This window comes from Acinetobacter sp. ANC 5414, assembly GCF_013004295.1.
In the GTDB taxonomy this organism is placed as follows: domain Bacteria; phylum Pseudomonadota; class Gammaproteobacteria; order Pseudomonadales; family Moraxellaceae; genus Acinetobacter.
On the sequence record NZ_JABERM010000035.1, the window covers coordinates 41405 to 57653 of the forward strand.

8 protein-coding genes and 5 pseudogenes are annotated in these 16249 nt (G+C 40.0%); 8 read left to right on the forward strand and 5 right to left on the reverse strand.

From position 1 onward, the window contains the following. Positions 1-2058, reverse strand: coding sequence for a zinc piracy TonB-dependent receptor ZnuD (gene znuD / locus HLH18_RS15745; RefSeq protein ID WP_171547554.1), 2058 nt, complete (start codon positions 2056-2058; stop codon positions 1-3). 145 nt (positions 2059-2203) lie between these two features. Between znuD and HLH18_RS15750 the strand changes: the two genes are divergently transcribed. The 4 genes from HLH18_RS15750 to HLH18_RS15765 all read left to right on the forward strand — a co-directional run bounded on the left by HLH18_RS15750 (position 2204) and on the right by HLH18_RS15765 (position 6336). Further along, positions 2204-2971 (forward strand): DUF4184 family protein, encoded by a 768-nt coding sequence (locus tag HLH18_RS15750; RefSeq protein ID WP_171547555.1) that lies wholly within the window; start codon positions 2204-2206, stop codon positions 2969-2971. 176 nt (positions 2972-3147) lie between these two features. Beyond that, the gene (gene aspS, locus HLH18_RS15755; RefSeq protein WP_171547556.1) at positions 3148-4938 is read left to right on the forward strand and encodes an aspartate--tRNA ligase; all 1791 of its coding nucleotides are present in this window, start codon (positions 3148-3150) and stop codon (positions 4936-4938) included. A 114-nt stretch (positions 4939-5052) separates the two neighbouring features. Next, positions 5053-5271: a hypothetical protein gene (locus tag HLH18_RS15760; protein ID WP_067722914.1), complete on the forward strand. Its 219-nt coding sequence runs from the start codon at positions 5053-5055 to the stop codon at positions 5269-5271. 192 nt (positions 5272-5463) lie between these two features. Then, positions 5464-6336: a lysophospholipid acyltransferase family protein gene (locus HLH18_RS15765; protein ID WP_171547557.1), complete on the forward strand. Its 873-nt coding sequence runs from the start codon at positions 5464-5466 to the stop codon at positions 6334-6336. A gap of 258 nt (positions 6337-6594) precedes the next feature. Here the strand turns inward: HLH18_RS15765 and tnpC are convergent. Next, positions 6595-8224: pseudogene (gene tnpC, locus HLH18_RS15770) on the reverse strand (IS66 family transposase). Between the two features lie 174 nt (positions 8225-8398). Next, positions 8399-8500, reverse strand: a pseudogene (gene tnpB / locus HLH18_RS16235) (IS66 family insertion sequence element accessory protein TnpB); the annotation flags it as partial. Between the two features lie 616 nt (positions 8501-9116). Between tnpB and HLH18_RS15780 the strand changes: the two are divergent. Further along, a pseudogene (locus HLH18_RS15780) lies at positions 9117-9459 on the forward strand (transposase); the annotation flags it as partial. Between the two features lie 209 nt (positions 9460-9668). On the opposite strand, the gene HLH18_RS15785 reads toward HLH18_RS15780, so the two are convergent. Further along, entirely contained in the window at positions 9669-10772 is a 1104-nt protein-coding gene (locus HLH18_RS15785; protein WP_171547558.1) for a polysaccharide pyruvyl transferase family protein, read from the reverse strand. Between the two features lie 98 nt (positions 10773-10870). Then, a complete protein-coding gene (locus HLH18_RS15790) occupies positions 10871-12097 on the reverse strand; it encodes a hypothetical protein (RefSeq protein ID WP_171547559.1) in 1227 nt (408 codons plus the stop codon). 76 nt (positions 12098-12173) lie between these two features. On the opposite strand from HLH18_RS15790, the pseudogene HLH18_RS15795 reads away from it, so the two are divergent. The 3 genes and pseudogenes from HLH18_RS15795 to HLH18_RS15805 all read left to right on the forward strand — a co-directional run. Further along, positions 12174-13337, forward strand: a pseudogene (locus tag HLH18_RS15795) (IS3 family transposase). A gap of 125 nt (positions 13338-13462) precedes the next feature. After that, positions 13463-15436, forward strand: coding sequence for an acyltransferase family protein (locus tag HLH18_RS15800; protein WP_171547560.1), 1974 nt, complete (start codon positions 13463-13465; stop codon positions 15434-15436). Positions 15437-15567: 131 nt separating this feature from the next. Further along, a pseudogene (locus tag HLH18_RS15805) lies at positions 15568-16131 on the forward strand (transposase); the annotation flags it as partial. Between the last annotated feature and the right edge of the window lie 118 nt (positions 16132-16249).

Consider the following 16249-nt stretch of genomic DNA (forward strand, 5'->3'; position numbering starts at 1 on the left):
CTAGAAACCAAATTCTAAACCGACGCTAAAGTTACGTCCGACTTGCGGAATATTCGACAAGAATGAAGCATGTGAATACACTTGCTGATCGAGCAAGTTATTGGCTTTGAAATACACACGATAATCGTTATTTTTAGCATATTGACCTGCATAAGAAACACCGATATTGAGCATATTATAGCCATCGGTTTCCTGCTCATAACTTGTGATCTTGTCCTGATTAAACACATGGTAATACTCGGCTAAACCAGACCAGTGATCATCAAAATTCGCATCAACTTTGGTACCGAGACGTCCTGCAGGAACACGTGGTGCATTTTCACTGTCAATTTTGCCACGCACATAATCACCAAATACACTCAGTTTATAGGCATCGGTTAAAGCATAAGACGCTTGTGCTTCGGTACCATAAAACTTGGCTTTGTCTTGGGTATAATCCACTAGGCGGAAATTTTCTTCACGATCCGTTGTCGCTCCATAAATGTAGCTGTCAAACCAGTTGTGATAGACATGCACATGGTAATCAAACTTGTCTTGCTCATAATGCAAACCAAGCTCCAGATTATTGGATTTTTCCGCACTTAAATTTTCATTACCACGTTCATACGTGTTGGTCGCGAAATGCTTGCCATTGGCATACAGTTCTTGCGCCAAAGGCAGGCGTTCTTGATGCGAACCAACCAAAGACAATTTATAGCTCGGTGCAAATTCCCAGTTCACGGCACCTGAATAAGAGAAGCCATAATCATCAAAATCTTTTTTATCTGAATCAATCTGAATTTTTTGCTGATCCAAACGTGCACCCAGTTCAACGTGAACATCATTAAACTGTTTATGCTCTAAAGCAAACAGGCTCCACTTTTGAGTTTTGGTCGGATCCAATAAAGACTCTTCGCCAGTAATATCCAGCTTTTGCTGATTATATTGACCGCCGATCACTCCTTCCCAATTCGCAATAGGATTGTGCACCAGTTCTAAGCGTGCATCATAACCCTGACTTTTAAAATTGGTCATGACTGAATTTTCTTCAATTTCATCATGCTTATAGTCGGTATAACTGGCATGGGCACGAAGCTTTTGAAAACCTGAAAAAGGATCGTTGAGTTCGGTACGGAAATCATAACGTTCTGTCTTCAGATCGACCCAAGGTCCAGCAGCGTGATCATGTTCTTCATCATGATCATGTCCATCATGGTCTAGCACATGACCTGTATGGTCGCCACAAAAAAGTTCATTGTCATGCGGATGACAATCTTCATATTCATGGCTATGTCCGGGTAAACCATATTGATCTTGACGGTTACTATATGAAATACCGCTAAAACCACGGTCATGAATCCAGGATAAACCGACATTCACCGTTTCACCTTCGGCAAAGGTGTTGTCTACACGACGCTCTTTTTCACCATCATGAAAATAATCAGGTGCAATATAGCTATTAGCATCACGTTTTGAACCTTCAACCCTTAATGCAACATGATCAGTTAAAGCAACCGTTGCCCCCGCACTAGCTAATTTCTCATCACTGCCAGAGTTGTAGCGTAAACCCACTTGCCCTTCATAACCTTTTTCAGGCATTTGGGTGGGAATCTTATTATCGGTAACATTCACCAATCCACCGACTGTGCCTGCGCTATAGAGTAAAGTAGATGGTCCGCGAATAATCTCAACTTGCTTGGCTAAAATAGGATCAACCGTTACCGCATGGTCTGGTGAAAGTGTTGAGACATCGGCCGTTTCAGAAGCATGTTGTAAAATTTTAACGCGTGGCCCATCTTGCCCACGAATTACTGGACGGCTTGAACCAGAACCATACTGATTTGAAGATACTCCCAGTTCACCCGCCAAAGCGTCACCAATCGTCACTCCACCTTGTGCAAGCTTTTTATGATCAATGACCTGATCGGCAACTGCAAAATCTGCAGCAGACTGCACTAAGGGATGTGCCTGTAATTTGATGGTTTCTAATTGTTGGTTTGTGCGCTGCTCTTCTGCAAAGACAGCGGGTGCAATGACTGCAAAAATAGAGAGTGTAATTAAATTCTTATGAAAAGACATGGAACTGGCTCAAAGCTGCAATTTCTGAATAATGTTATAATATAACATTTCACTATTTTTGCAATAAAAAACATTCTTTTTGTATACTTTCGGATACACTGACTTCTAAATTCATTAATTAATAATTAACTTTTAAAGTTTTTAGATGCCCTTTACGATCTCACATGCTGTTTTAGCGCCTCCCATTGCCAAACTCACCGGCTATCGCTTACCGATTTCAGCACTTGCAATTGGCAGCATGACACCTGACCTTTACCGCCTATTTACTTCAGAAACTTACGATATATCACATCAATGGCAGGGTTTGATTTTTCCAAATCTATTGATTGGTTTAGGTTTTTGTTTGCTATGGTATGGGCTCTATCGACCGGTGATTTTTCGATGGATTGGGATGGAGAAACCCATTGATTGTGGCTCTTTCGATAAAGTGATAGGGTTTATTCTAAGTGTCATTCTTGCTTTAATTGTGGGGATTTCTAGCCATTTAATTTGGGATGGGCTGACACATTCAGATTTCAGAACATTTGCCTTTGATTCTTTCTTAAATCGCCCTGTTTCACTGCTTAATCACGTCTATCCGATGCACCGTATTTTACAAATTGGAACTTCAATCATTGCCTTACCATTTATGGCGTGGATGGGAATACATTATTATTTTAAATATAAGCAGTTAAAACCTATTTCCAGCAAAATAAAAACTTCTGCTTTATTCATTCTTCTTATCTCATTCTTTTATGGTTGCTATTCATATATCCATTTTATGCAAATACTTGACGCCCATTTATGGTCAACTGATCTATATTCATTTATAGGTAGATCGGCCAATCAATTTGCCAGTGCATTTTTAACTGCATTTAGTTTGGGCTGTGTTCTCTTTCTATTTTTAGACAGAAATCATCAACTAGATCAATAAATGATGAAAATTAAGGAATATTACCCAGACTCAAGCAATCTCAGCATTGAAATCATGGTGATTTTAGATCTAGTTCTTGTGACAAAATCCCCAAAGAGGCATAATTCAACATTCAAAGGCGGTACGCTGTTTACGTATACGCTTGCCTTAACCCATATAGTTGGATTTTTTACGCTATGATGCGAACTCATTACTGCGGTACTTTAACCGAAGCCCAAATTGACCAGACCGTAACATTATGCGGCTGGGTACACCGTCGCCGTGACCACGGTGGTGTTATCTTTCTGGATATGCGTGACCGTGACGGTCTTGTTCAAGTCGTTATTGACCCAGATACTCCCGAAGCTTTCTCAACTGCTGACAAGGCACGTTCTGAATTCGTATTAAAAATTACAGGTCGTGTACGTCGTCGTTATCAAGGCACAGAAAATGCCAACATGGTGAGCGGTCAAATCGAAGTTCTAGCCAAAGACATCGAAGTTCTTGCTGCTTCTGAAACACCTCCCTTCCCATTAAACGACGAAAACACCAATATTTCTGAAGAAATTCGTTTGAAATACCGTTTCTTGGATATTCGTCGTCCAGAGATGCTAGATCGTTTACGTTTCCGTTCTAAGTTAACTAACCTGATTCGTAACTACTTCGAAGATAACGGTTTCCTAGACGTTGAAACACCGATTTTGACTCGTGCGACGCCTGAAGGCGCGCGTGACTACTTAGTGCCAAGCCGCGTATCGAATGGTAGCTTCTATGCACTTCCACAATCGCCACAGCTATTCAAACAGTTGTTGATGGTGGGCGGTATCGATCGTTACTACCAAATCGCTAAATGTTTCCGTGATGAAGACTTACGTGCGGATCGTCAGCCAGAATTCACCCAGATCGACGTTGAAACATCGTTCATGAGTGACGATGACATTATGGATTTGATGGAAACCTTAACGATCAAGATGTTCAAAGAACTTCTTAACGTTGAATTCGACAAATTCCCACGTATGACCTATGCAGATGCTATGCGTGACTATGCATCTGACAAACCGGATATGCGTATTCCTTTGAAACTGGTTGACGTTGCAGACATGATGCAAGACGTTGAGTTCAAAGTATTCGCAGGCCCTGCTAAAGATCCTAAAGGCCGTATCGTTGCGCTTCGCGTACCGGGTGCAGGTTCATTGCCACGTAGCCAAATTGACGAATACACTAAATTCGTTGGCATTTATGGCGCGAAAGGTTTGGCTTATATCAAAGTCAACGAACTTGAAAAAGGTATCGAAGGTCTTCAATCTCCAATCGTGAAATTCATCGAGCCAATCGTGCTTGATCTATTGAAACGTGTTGGCGCTGAAAATGGCGACATCGTATTCTTTGGTGCGGACAAAGCCAAAGTTGTGAATGATGCGATGGGTGCTTTACGTATCAAAGTCGGTCATGACATGAAGATGGCGACTTGCGAGTGGGCACCGCTTTGGGTGATTGACTTCCCAATGTTCGAAGAAACTGATGATGGTAAATGGACGTCTGTGCATCATCCATTCACGCTGCCTAAATCAAGCGTTGAAGAAGTGAAAAACAACCCCGGTGCTGCATTATCTGTTGCTTACGATATGGTATTGAACGGTACTGAAGTGGGTGGTGGTTCACTCCGTATCTTCAACTTGGAAATGCAAAAAGCAATCTTTGAAGCTTTAGGTATTTCTGAAGAAGAAGCGGAAGAGAAATTCAGCTTCTTGTTGAATGCATTGAAATTCGGTGCGCCTCCGCATGGTGGTTTGGCATTCGGTCTTGACCGTTTAGTGATGTTAATGACGGGTGCGACTTCAATTCGTGACGTGATTGCATTCCCTAAAACCAAAACTGCTGAATGTCCATTGACTCAAGCACCTGCACCAGTTGAACCTAATCAATTGCGTGACTTAGGTATTCGTTTACGCGAAAAACCAAAAGCTGAAGTTAAAGTAGAAGCTTAAGGCTTTAATTCAGTGATAAAAAACCCTGCTTATGCAGGGTTTTTTATTGCATTGAGATCAAGACTTGAGAATGGCATAATAGCTGCCTATTTCTACTTTGTGGTGAACAACCTTATGGCTATGCGTCCTGCTGTCCGTCGTCGTGCACTTGTGTTAATTATATTTGCTATAGCTCAATGGTTGTTTATGCGTTATATCTTAGCCAATGGTTTGTTCAATATGGATACCAATCAACGTATTCTATATTTTTGTGTGAGCAGCTTAGGCGGAGCCTTACTTATTTTTGTGAGTTTGATTTATATGGTGTTGAAAGGCAACGCTGACAAACCTTAATCATCTTCCAGTCTCCACTGGATTTATAAGATTCTTCTTCCAGTGATTTTGCCCTCCTTATTTATTTTGTTCTCAAGACTTTTGACCTCATTTTCTGTGGTTTAGAAATGACGCAGCATCTTTGATGCAATAAAACTCTTTCCAAAATTTTCTTTTTATAATTATCTTGGCTATAAAGAGTTGTGCGTTGTTATGTATTTTTTATTCAAAGTTGTCTCTTTACTTCCACTCTGTGTCTTGCAATTGATTGCATCTTGGATTGCCATATTACTTAATAGCTATAATTCATCCATGAAACGAGTGAGTAGTATTAATTTAAAACTTGCGTATCCAGAATTAAATATTGAACAACATCAAGCTTTACTCAAGACAACACTAAAAAGTCAGTGTCTAACCTATATAGAGTCCATTAAAATCTGGGGAATGCCTCAAAAATATAATGTTGGCTTGATCAAAAATACTTTTGGCGAACAGCATCTGACCGAAGCTTTAAACAATAAAAAAGGGGTGATTGTCGTAATTGCCCATTTTGGCTGTTGGGAACTTTTAAATGCATGGCTAAATCTGTATACCGCACCCATGATCATGTACAAGCCTAACAAACATAAATCGGTGGATCGCTTTATATTAGAAGCACGCCAGCGATTGAATGCCACCCTTGTCCCTACCGATGAAAATGGCGTACGTGCGATCTTTAAACACCTCAAGCAAGGGGGATTGACGGTCATCTTACCGGATCATCTTCCTAAAGCATCAGGTGGTATTTATTCAGAGTTTTTTGGGCAAAAGACCTTATCCACTACTCTGGTTTCAAAATTAGCCAGTAAAACCCAATGTAATGTGATTGGACTGAGTTGTATTCGTGATCAAAAATCAGAATTTAATGTGCATTGCTTACGTTTGTCAGATAATATTTTATCAAAAGATTTGCAAAATTCTGTTGATTGCCTGAATCAAAATCTAGAAGAGATGATTAATGTTTCACCTGAGCAATATATTTGGTCTTATAAGCGGTTTAGAAAGGTTGATGGAAATAAAAATCTTTATACATCAAGCACAATATAAATGGCGATGCATTTTGCTATCCGTAACCATAGAATCATGCTGATTGTATTTTTCAATCGTTTAGTAGCTATTTTATGCACTATGTCATTGCAAATAACATGTTCCATTTAAGGCGTGTCATCAATTAACTTGAAGAAAACTGCCTTGTCCCCATTACACTTTTATGACTAAACGCCATGTATTAAGAGATGATAGTGGGACCAGATTAAAGATCTGTTACCTGAACGGTAAGCGTCCGCTGAGCCCCATAGCTATTTTTTAATTCGGTTCAGGTTTCCAGCAGTGTGGCAGTAATTCTTCTATCTGGCTCATTTTCTGTGTTGGCAGGCTGTTCAGTACCTCACTTAAATAAGCATAGGGATCCAACCCATTCAGTTTTGCTGACTGAATCAGGGTCATGATGTTCGCCGCTCTCTGACCACTACGTACCGAGCCAGCAAACAGCCAGTTCTTACGCCCCATGAGCTGTGGTTAAAGCAGCGCAAGAGGGACGCATTTGGTTTTCCACCCCTTCTGAAGCAGTGCTTCTCCTGTCTATAGACAAATTTCCATCATCCAGATAACGGCTTAAAGCAGTCCAATGCTTCAGACTGTAATTGATTGCCTTGGCAGTGGCAGAACTCGATGGCACAGTCAGATGATGTTGGTTGAGCCATTCATACAGTTGTTGCATGACCGATTGACTATGTTGTTGCCGGTATTCGTAGCGTTGTTCCGCTGTAGTGTCGGTCTTTTTTCTTAATTCTGTTTCTATGGCATACAGTCCCTGAATCAGTACTAATGCCTGTTCAGCGATCTGACTTTCCCGGTCACATGCAGTTCATCGAATTTACGACGTGCATGTGCCATGCAGCCTACCTCAATGACCTGGCTTGATCTAAAGCGTGCTTTACTTTACAATCACTGTAATCATCATAAACCAAATGACCCTGCCAGCCTTTCAGGAACTCTTCAGCATGCTGGCCTGAACGACTATCTTGAAAGTCATAGATCACCGCCTGAACTGGATTATCCTGTGTGGTGGCATAGGCCCCAACATAACCTTTCTTCGGTTTTTTCTCACCGATCTGCATGACTGTTACTGGCGTTTCATCTGCATGGATCACCCATTGCTGCAGCAATACCTGTTTTAAGGCATCTGCCAGGGGGGGGGCAAGTTCCACCCCACAGCGACCAACCTGAGAAGCAATGCTTCGCAAGAGACAGAGTGGATCTGGATAAATCAATTCCCGCACGTAGAAAAATCTGGCGCTGACGGTACAGTGGCAAATGATCGGCATATTTCGACACCAGCACATGACTCAGCAATTCTGCACTGGCAATGCCTTTATCAATCACATAGGCAGGCATCGCTTGTTGAGTCAGGGTGTCACACTGATCACAGACCCATTTACTACGGATATGCTGTTCCTTATAGAACTGTGCCGGTCTAAAATTCAGTTTTTCACTGATATCTTCGCCGATACGACGTAATTGGCAGCCACAGCTGCATTGCTTTGAGGCAGGTTCGTGTTCAATACGGAGAGTTGGCAGGTGATCTGGCAGCGGTCGACGTTTAGGTTTATTTGCTGTGGCTTTCTGCGCGAATGCATCGGTTTTACCTGCATTTAATCGTTCTAATTCCAGATCCACCAATATCTTCTTCGACCGCCTCATCGCAGAGATGGATTTGTTTGGCCGTTAAATGCTCATTCTTCTGGGCGAATTTATGCCGTTTAAACAGGGCAAGCTCATGCTCGTATTTTTGAGTGAGAATAGAAAGATGTTGAACTTTAGAGTCTAATTGCTGTTTATCTTCTGCGAGTTGTTGATGCTGCATCGCCAACTGTCTGGTAAATTCCAGTAGTTGTTCATGGGTCAGTTGGCTTAAGTCAGGCAGCATATTCATGACTGCAGTATGCCTGAGGTCATGAGGAGAATGAAATAGAATGTTTGGAGAATGGCAGAATGCACTGGCTTGGTTTAGAGCATAGTCACCACATGCTGCAGTCCAATGCGCTGCGAGGGTAAACCCTGGATCAGTGCCTGTAACTGTTCCGGGCTGAGGGCTACGGTTTCGTGCCCAGTGAAATTTACCCTGTTCCAGCCACCAGGCACACAGCAAGATGCCCAGTCCAACATGCACCAGTACTTTCATACGATGGCCACGTTTATTACAGAACAGTTAGGCGCAATGCGGTTTGATCGAGCCAAAGGCTTTCATAATCTGTGCCATGGCAGTATCCATCCCTGCACGCATGTCCATGAGCTGGGTAGAGAGCCAGATTTCATCGATATGGATCATTGAGTCAAACCCTGGATTAGCAACAGTAATTCAGTTTCAGATTCCACCGGCCATTCGATTTCGATCATTTGATCCCTTGCTTAACCTTGTTCCTCATGCAGTGGAATCCTGATATGAGCGGTAGCGTTCTTCTCCGGCACAGGTGGCGGAGATGTCTCTTGTTTGACTGGCGTCGGGTGAACAATGACGGGAAGAAAGTCGGTCTGTGGACTGTGCAGGCTTTTTAATGCAGGAGGCATTGATCTGGCCTGGCGAATCTATTTATGCAGTAGATTGGCATTGACTTGTGTTGCATTGCCACCTTGGCTACAGATGCCTCTGACTGCTGGCAAAGCTCGATCAGGTGCTGTTTAAATTCAGCTGTAAAGATTCGACGGGGCTTTTTTAGTGTTGGTGTGCTGTCTGAGACTGTCTTTAAATCCATAATAGGTGTCCACTTCATTTTTAAGTGGACACTATCATGATGCTGAGCAGATAAAAAAAGTGGGGTTCAGCGGATGCTTACCCTGAACGAACGAGTACTGTTGGAGTAACAGCCAAAGACAACCGACTATTTGTTGAAGCAGTATTGTATTGGTATCGTTCAGGTATCCCGTGGCGAGACTTACCAGAATGCTTTGGTGATTTTAGAGTCGTGCATAGTCGTTGGGCTAAAACAGGTGTGTGGCAGAGGGTCTTTGAAATGCTGGCACATGATAGTGATAATGAATATGCCATTTAGGCTCCACCATTGTACGTGCTCACCAACACAGCGCTGGGGAAAAAATCAGGCGATTGGACCCAGTAAAGGTAGCTTAAGCACCAAAATTCATGCCCGCACTGATGCTTTAGGCAACCCGACATATTGAAAATCGTACATGTTTTAGATTTATGTCCGTATTGTTTGTAATAATCTAAAACTTTTTGACGAAGATCATTGAAATATGGTTTTGGCATAGTTACAAAGCAGGGTTTTTCCGTATTGTATTAAACTTTTTTGGCTTAGCTATAAAATGAAAACAAGCTTAGCGTAATATTGAGACTAAGCCTATATTATTATTCCAATACATCATTCAAAGATTTTAAATTCATTAATTCGAACATCTTTAAATTGATCTGCTTTCAGCGCTAATGCCTCATGCATTTTCTTACTGAACGTTTCTAGATTACAATCCCATTTCAACGGTTCAATTTGGTACTCTTGGAGTTTAGCCACGCCTAAATTCTTGAAAGTGTTTCCATCAAAAGGCAGGTAAGGCGTTTTATAAATAAACGCAAAAATATTTGGATGTTGTCTACCACCGACCAATAAACACGACCCAGCGATTAATGCCATTACTTCATTGAAGTGGGTATTGTCTGATGAAACAATCTGAATATGATTTTTGAGTTCAGAATTTAATTCGATAATTTTTTTGATTAAATACAAATCGGTTTTGGCGTTAGATAAGAAAACTATCGGTAACTGCTGATTTTTAAATGTGAATTCAACAATATTCTTCATGAATTTAACGCTTTTAGCATCACGCTCTAAAAATGAAGAACCTGTCATTGTAATAAACTGTTTGTGTTTCAAACCGAATTTATTCAGGGTCGCCTGAATAAACTCCTCTTTTAGCATTGGTAGACCATACACCGCATCCGGAATCAAATGCGTCTTTTCCAAACCAATATGTTTTAAATAATCATAAGACAGTGGCTCTCGAACAGACACAAAATCACATTGGCCATATATACCCACGATAGCCTGTGCCAATGCCTTTTGATTATTCAAATCTACGGTTTGATTAATTGAAGCGACTTTTTTATTTTTATATTTTGCTAAATACAACAGACCTAAAAATCGAACAAGATGCCCCGATTTATAATGTACAGCCCCTTCACCATTGAAACACACATGGGTGAAATCATCGAAAAATTGCTCAGGAATGTTCATCTTTTCAAGGAAGTAAAGAATGTCCTGATGCTGATGCTGAATCAGCGCCTTCAAGAGCTTTTTTTCGTAATATGATCTGAGTAATTTGAGCTTTTTAAATGGAAGATCAGGCAAGTCTAAAGGCACAAACTCTGCGTGTGGATACTCGAATTTAAGCAAATGTCGGATACCTGTTGAAGTTGCTTGTCCACCCCAATTCGTCGATTTAAATGTATTAATAAAATATGCGATTTTCAAAGAACTTATTCCATTTAAGTAATGCCCATTCTAAGCATTAGCTCCAAGATTAATTCAAAATTTAAGATAATGTATGCAATATAAATAATCATCTTAACTTAAAGTGTGATCAACTCTTTTAACAAAGATAATTTGGGATAATTTTTCAGTCTATCCAGCTCTCGTCTTAACATCACAAGATTAAGCTTTTCTCGTAGCCCCTGATAACCAGGTAGGAGATCAGTCTTATTATGAATATCTAGATACTCTAAAACATCGAATGCATACATCTGATTGGTAATATCTCTTAAATCGATTCTTTCATACCAATCATGACTCAGATTTATATCTAAAAAGATGTTTGGAATTTTACCCGTCACAGCGAGTAACATCGACTTTGTCCACAAGCATTTAATACAAACACCACAGTTATGCGGACGTGCTTTTGCATCTCCACAAGCAGACAAACTGGTGAGGTCAAATTGATTCTTAACGAGATATTCTGTTTTTTCAAAACGAGTGACATCGTCGTCAACGGTAACCAAGCTACCGCTTACGTTATGCATTAACTTATTCGAAGCACTATTAGAGCCATAAGGATGACTCACAAATTGTTGATCAATACGCTCATCAGATGCAATCAAATAATGTTCATACCCTTCAAAAAGCGAAAGTGAGGCAAATAATGAAAAAATATGCGTAACGTGAGTGCCTTTAGGATTACACTTTTGCTGATTATAAACCGTGTAAATATTGGTTTTTACAAAACGGCTTTGACCAAACACAGATGCTCTGAGTTTATGAGTTTTTTCTAACAATTGGTCAAATTTAGATGTGTCATTGACTTTATAGTCCATCCCATGAACAGTGAGACTATCTACGTTTTTTACCTGTTGCTGATACAATTTTAAGGTACTATAGGTCGAATCAATACCACCACTAAAACACATTAATGATTTCTGATTGTTGGCTTTTTCAGTCTCAACAATTTGATGGGCCGTAATTTTAATTTTTTGATAAAAGTGCGGTACCCAAAAATTCCAAATACGTGCAACTTTCAGCACTGATTCATATGCTCTTTTTGAAATTGGCTCTTGAATTTCAATATGATCGCCATTCTTCATGGCTAAAGGTAAAATCGCCCAAAGTGCATAATCATGGAAATTAATCTTCGGTAAAGCTTCGTAAGGAAATAAAAATTCTATCGGGTCGTATTTGTTAGAGGTGATTGAGATCTTATATTTTGCATCATGAATATTCGATTTGATAAGAAGATGAGTCACTTTGATTCCAATAGAGTGAATACTGTCAGTATTATAACCTGTAGCATGAAGAAGCTTAAACACTAATCTTGACCAAAATGGACTGCCACCACTCTCCTAGACAAATATCGTCTATTCTTTTTGCATAGGAGAGAATATTATGAGTGGACAACGATACACCCCAGAATTTAAAGATGAAGCTGTTAAATTGATTACTGAACGTGGATATTCTGTCACTGATGTAGCAGAACGTTTAGGCGTATCACAACACAGCATTTATAAATGGCTAAAGGCGGTACAGCCTTTACGCAATAACCCTGATGAACATGAACTACTCGAGGCAAAGAAAGAAATCCTTCGCCTTAAAAGTCAGCTTAAACAAACTGAAGAGGAACGGGAAATCTTAAAGTGAAAGCACTGCTTTCACGCCGCTTTGCAAGCCTGCCAGAGTAAAGTATCAGTTTATCCTTGAATACAGCCATCAATTTAAAATTAAAACGATGTGTCGGGTTCTTAAGATTGCTCGTGCTGGCTATTACGCCTGGTTGCATGAACCTGAATCAGGCAGGACTATTGAAGATAAGCGGTTATTACAGCTCATCCGTTCTTCTTATGATGCCAGTTATGGCATCTACGGTTATCGTCGCATCACGCTGGATCTTAAAGAGCTAGGTGAAAGCTGTGGGCCTAATCGTGTGCTGAAGATCATGAAGAACAATGGCATTTCCGCTGTTCGAGGATATAAGAAGCATACATAAAAGCTATGGTCGTGGTCGTCCTCAGATTGTGCCACCTAACCATTTAAATCGAGAATTTGTTGTAAACACACCTGATACCTCGTGGGTAACTGATATTACCTACATACGCACCTGGCAAGGCTGGTTATATCTGGCTGTGGTTCTCGATTTATATTCAAGGAAAGTCATCGGTTGGTCAATGAAACCTACGCTTGCTAAGGATATCGTTTTAGATGCACTTTTAATGGCAGTGTGGCGACGCAGACCCAATAAACCTGTGATCATACACTCAGACCAAGGCTCACAATATAGCAGCGGAGACTGGCAGAAATTCTGTCAGAAGCATAACTTAGTTCCGAGTATGAGTCATCGAGGTCTTGCGCAGTATACTGCTCATAGGACAATGCTGTTGCAGAATCTTTTTTAGCAGCTTGAAGAAGGAAAGAAGTAAAAAGCGGATCTATAAAACACGAGAAATGACCCGTGCGGATGTGTTTGATTATATCGAGATGTTTTACAATCGAATCAGGCATTATTCGCATCTCGATGGGATGAGTCCAGAAGCCTTTGAGGCAGCTTCAAAATGAGGCTGTCTCATGTCTAAGATACTGGGAGCAGTCCATTTTATTAACTGTCAAAATCAACAAAATTAAACATAATCTAGACACAATATCTTTACACTTACAATCTTCTAGTTTTCTTGAATATTTACATGAGATATCGATCTGACATTGAAGGCTTAAGAGCTTTGGCAATCTTGCTTGTAATCTTTAATCATATCAATTTGACATGGTTTTCTGGCGGGTTTATTGGGGTAGATGTTTTTTTTGTGATTTCTGGATTTTTGATTACCAAGATTTTACATAAAGATATTAGTAATCACCAGTTCTCTCTAGGTAATTTTTATAAAAAGCGCATCATTCGATTAGCGCCTGCATTATTTACTGTACTCACTGTTGTTTCTGTTACTAGTTATTTCATTATGCTTCCAAATGAACTAATGGAATATTCAAAGAGCTTAATTTATTCAACATTTCTCCTTGCTAATATTTATATGAGGAAAGAAGCTGGTGACTATTTTTCAGGCTCAGTCGATGAAATTCCATTATTACACCTTTGGTCACTTGGTGTTGAGGAACAATTCTATTTAGTATGGCCTTTACTCTTACTCTTGTTGTTTAAAAGATCTTATTCTAAATACATTATTTGGATCATTCTTGGATGCATTGCACTCTCTGTTTTTTATGCAGAACAGCAAATTATTAAAAGTGCAGCGAAAGCGTATTACAGAATGCCAGTTCGTGCTTGTGAATTACTTCTCGGTGCACTTATTTACTTTCTACCTCTCGTAAAGTTCAAAAAAATCTATGCACAAATTTCGATAGCTTTAAGCCTCGGTGTGATTAGCTACTGTGCAGTAAGCTATAATCAGTTCACAACTTTCCCTGGGATTAATGCAATGATCCCATGTATTGCAACTGGCATCATCATTTACTTAGGTAAAAACCCGCTTAACCATAACTTTTTATTAAGTAATCCTATCAACAGTTGGATAGGGAAACTCTCTTATCCGATGTATCTTTGGCATTGGCCAATAGTCGTGTTCTTTAACTTCTATTACATTGAATTTAATTGGACTAACCAACTTTTCATCGTCTGCTTGACCATTGTACTTTCATATCTCACATACACTTATATCGAAGATCCAAGTAAGAAATGGCTTAACCTTCCAAATAAAACGGTCATTCTTAAAGGCTTCGTTGCACCTAGCTTAATTTTCACCATGATTGTGGCTTGTACATATCAATTCCAAGGCTTTCCTAACCGTTACAACACTTTAGTCTCAAAACAAGTACTGGCTTTACAAGCTGCTCCTCATAGGGCAAGACAACAGTGCCATGACTCACCAAATGATGAGCGCAAACTACCTAATCCTGATATCTGTAGGATTGGCATAGAAAAAGACCATATCGACTTTATCGTTCTTGGTGACTCACATGCCAATAGCATGATTGGTGCTATAGATGTATGGGCAAAAGATGCTGGTTTACGAGGCTACGATCCAACACACACAGCAACCATGTATATGCCTGATGTCGACCGCTATTATGCAGCGAACCAAAAAGATTATCATCTTCGCCCTGAATATAAAACCCGAAATGATGCAATTACTGCTCATTTAAACAATCATCAATATGATTTTGTCATATTCGCAGGTTACTACTCACTGTATCTAGATACGATGTTCGATATTCGCGATGGTCAACACACAAATCGAGAAGATGTGCTCAAAAATGGTCTACGCAGAGCATTTAATAATATTAGCCAATCAACAGATAAAATTTTCGTAATTTTAGATGTTCCTGAACTTAAAGGGATACGAGCTAATTGTCCTGCTCGTGTCGAATCTATTGGTGTGAATCAATCATGTACTCAGCCAATCGATCAAATACAAGCTCGAGATGCGAAAACGCTGAAAATATTATTTGACTTACAGAAAGAATTCCCTCAAATCAAATTTATTGATCCTAAAAAAGTGATATGCAAAGAAGCGACGTGTTCGTTAAGTTTAAATCAGACCCCGCTTTATGTTCATAAAGACAAAGACCATCTTAACTATGTGGGATCAGCTGAAATTGGCTCGGTTTATCTCCACCAGTTTGGCAACCCATTTAACTCATTTTAAAATTATCAGAGTCCTAGTAGCACCATTTCAGATGGTATTACTAACCTGAATCGCGGATAAGAAATTAACTTGAAAAAAAGGTGGCTGAAAACCATTAGGGAGTTACCACACCACCTACGCCTTCAGCCATCATGTTCGATTTTACATATTTCTTCTGCATCATTGATGACTTTTTTCAGAAATTTGAAGCAACCTATTGGGAATTTTTAAAATACAGCAACAAGCGTTTGAGAAAACACTCTTCTCAATTGACAGTTTCAGAAATCGTGTTCATCGCCATTTGGTATAAAAGCTCTCATTTCAATAACTTCAAAGCCTTTTTCTTTTCATTAAAGCAGAATCAAAGTCAACTATTTCGATATTTACCGTGTTACCAGCGGATGGTTCATCTCATCAGAGTTCATCGATTGGTGCTGCATGCTTTACATTTTGCCTTGATGAAAGATTGTCAAAGTCATTATTTATGGATTGATTCGACGACGCTACCTGTATGCAAAAATCAGCGGATTCAACGGCATAAATTCCTGGCAGCGATTGCAACCCGCGGCAAAAGCTCAATGGGATGGTTCTTTGACTGTAAGCTGCATTTAATCATGAATCAGTCAGGAGAGATTGTCAGTACAGCTTTATCAAATGGGCATACAGCAGATATTAAAATGGTTGAACAGTTAGTCGAAGGATTAAAAGCAAAGCTCTGTAAGCATCCGCTGAACCCCATTGCTATGTTTTAACGGGGTTCAGGTTTCCAACGGTGTGGCAGTAATTCTTCTATTTGGGTCACTTTATGTGTCGGCAGCCTTTTCAGTACATCAC

Bases quoted from the DNA above. Each gene is read 5' to 3' on its own strand.
- znuD (WP_171547554.1), bottom strand. From the start codon at position 2,058: ATGTCTTTTCATAAGAATTTAATTACACTCTCTATTTTTGCAGTCATT.
- aspS (WP_171547556.1), top strand. From the start codon at position 3,148: ATGATGCGAACTCATTACTGCGGTACTTTAACCGAAGCCCAAATTGAC.
- HLH18_RS15750 (WP_171547555.1), top strand. From the start codon at position 2,204: ATGCCCTTTACGATCTCACATGCTGTTTTAGCGCCTCCCATTGCCAAA.
- HLH18_RS15800 (WP_171547560.1), top strand. From the start codon at position 13,463: ATGAGATATCGATCTGACATTGAAGGCTTAAGAGCTTTGGCAATCTTG.
- HLH18_RS15760 (WP_067722914.1), top strand. From the start codon at position 5,053: ATGGCTATGCGTCCTGCTGTCCGTCGTCGTGCACTTGTGTTAATTATA.
- HLH18_RS15765 (WP_171547557.1), top strand. From the start codon at position 5,464: ATGTATTTTTTATTCAAAGTTGTCTCTTTACTTCCACTCTGTGTCTTG.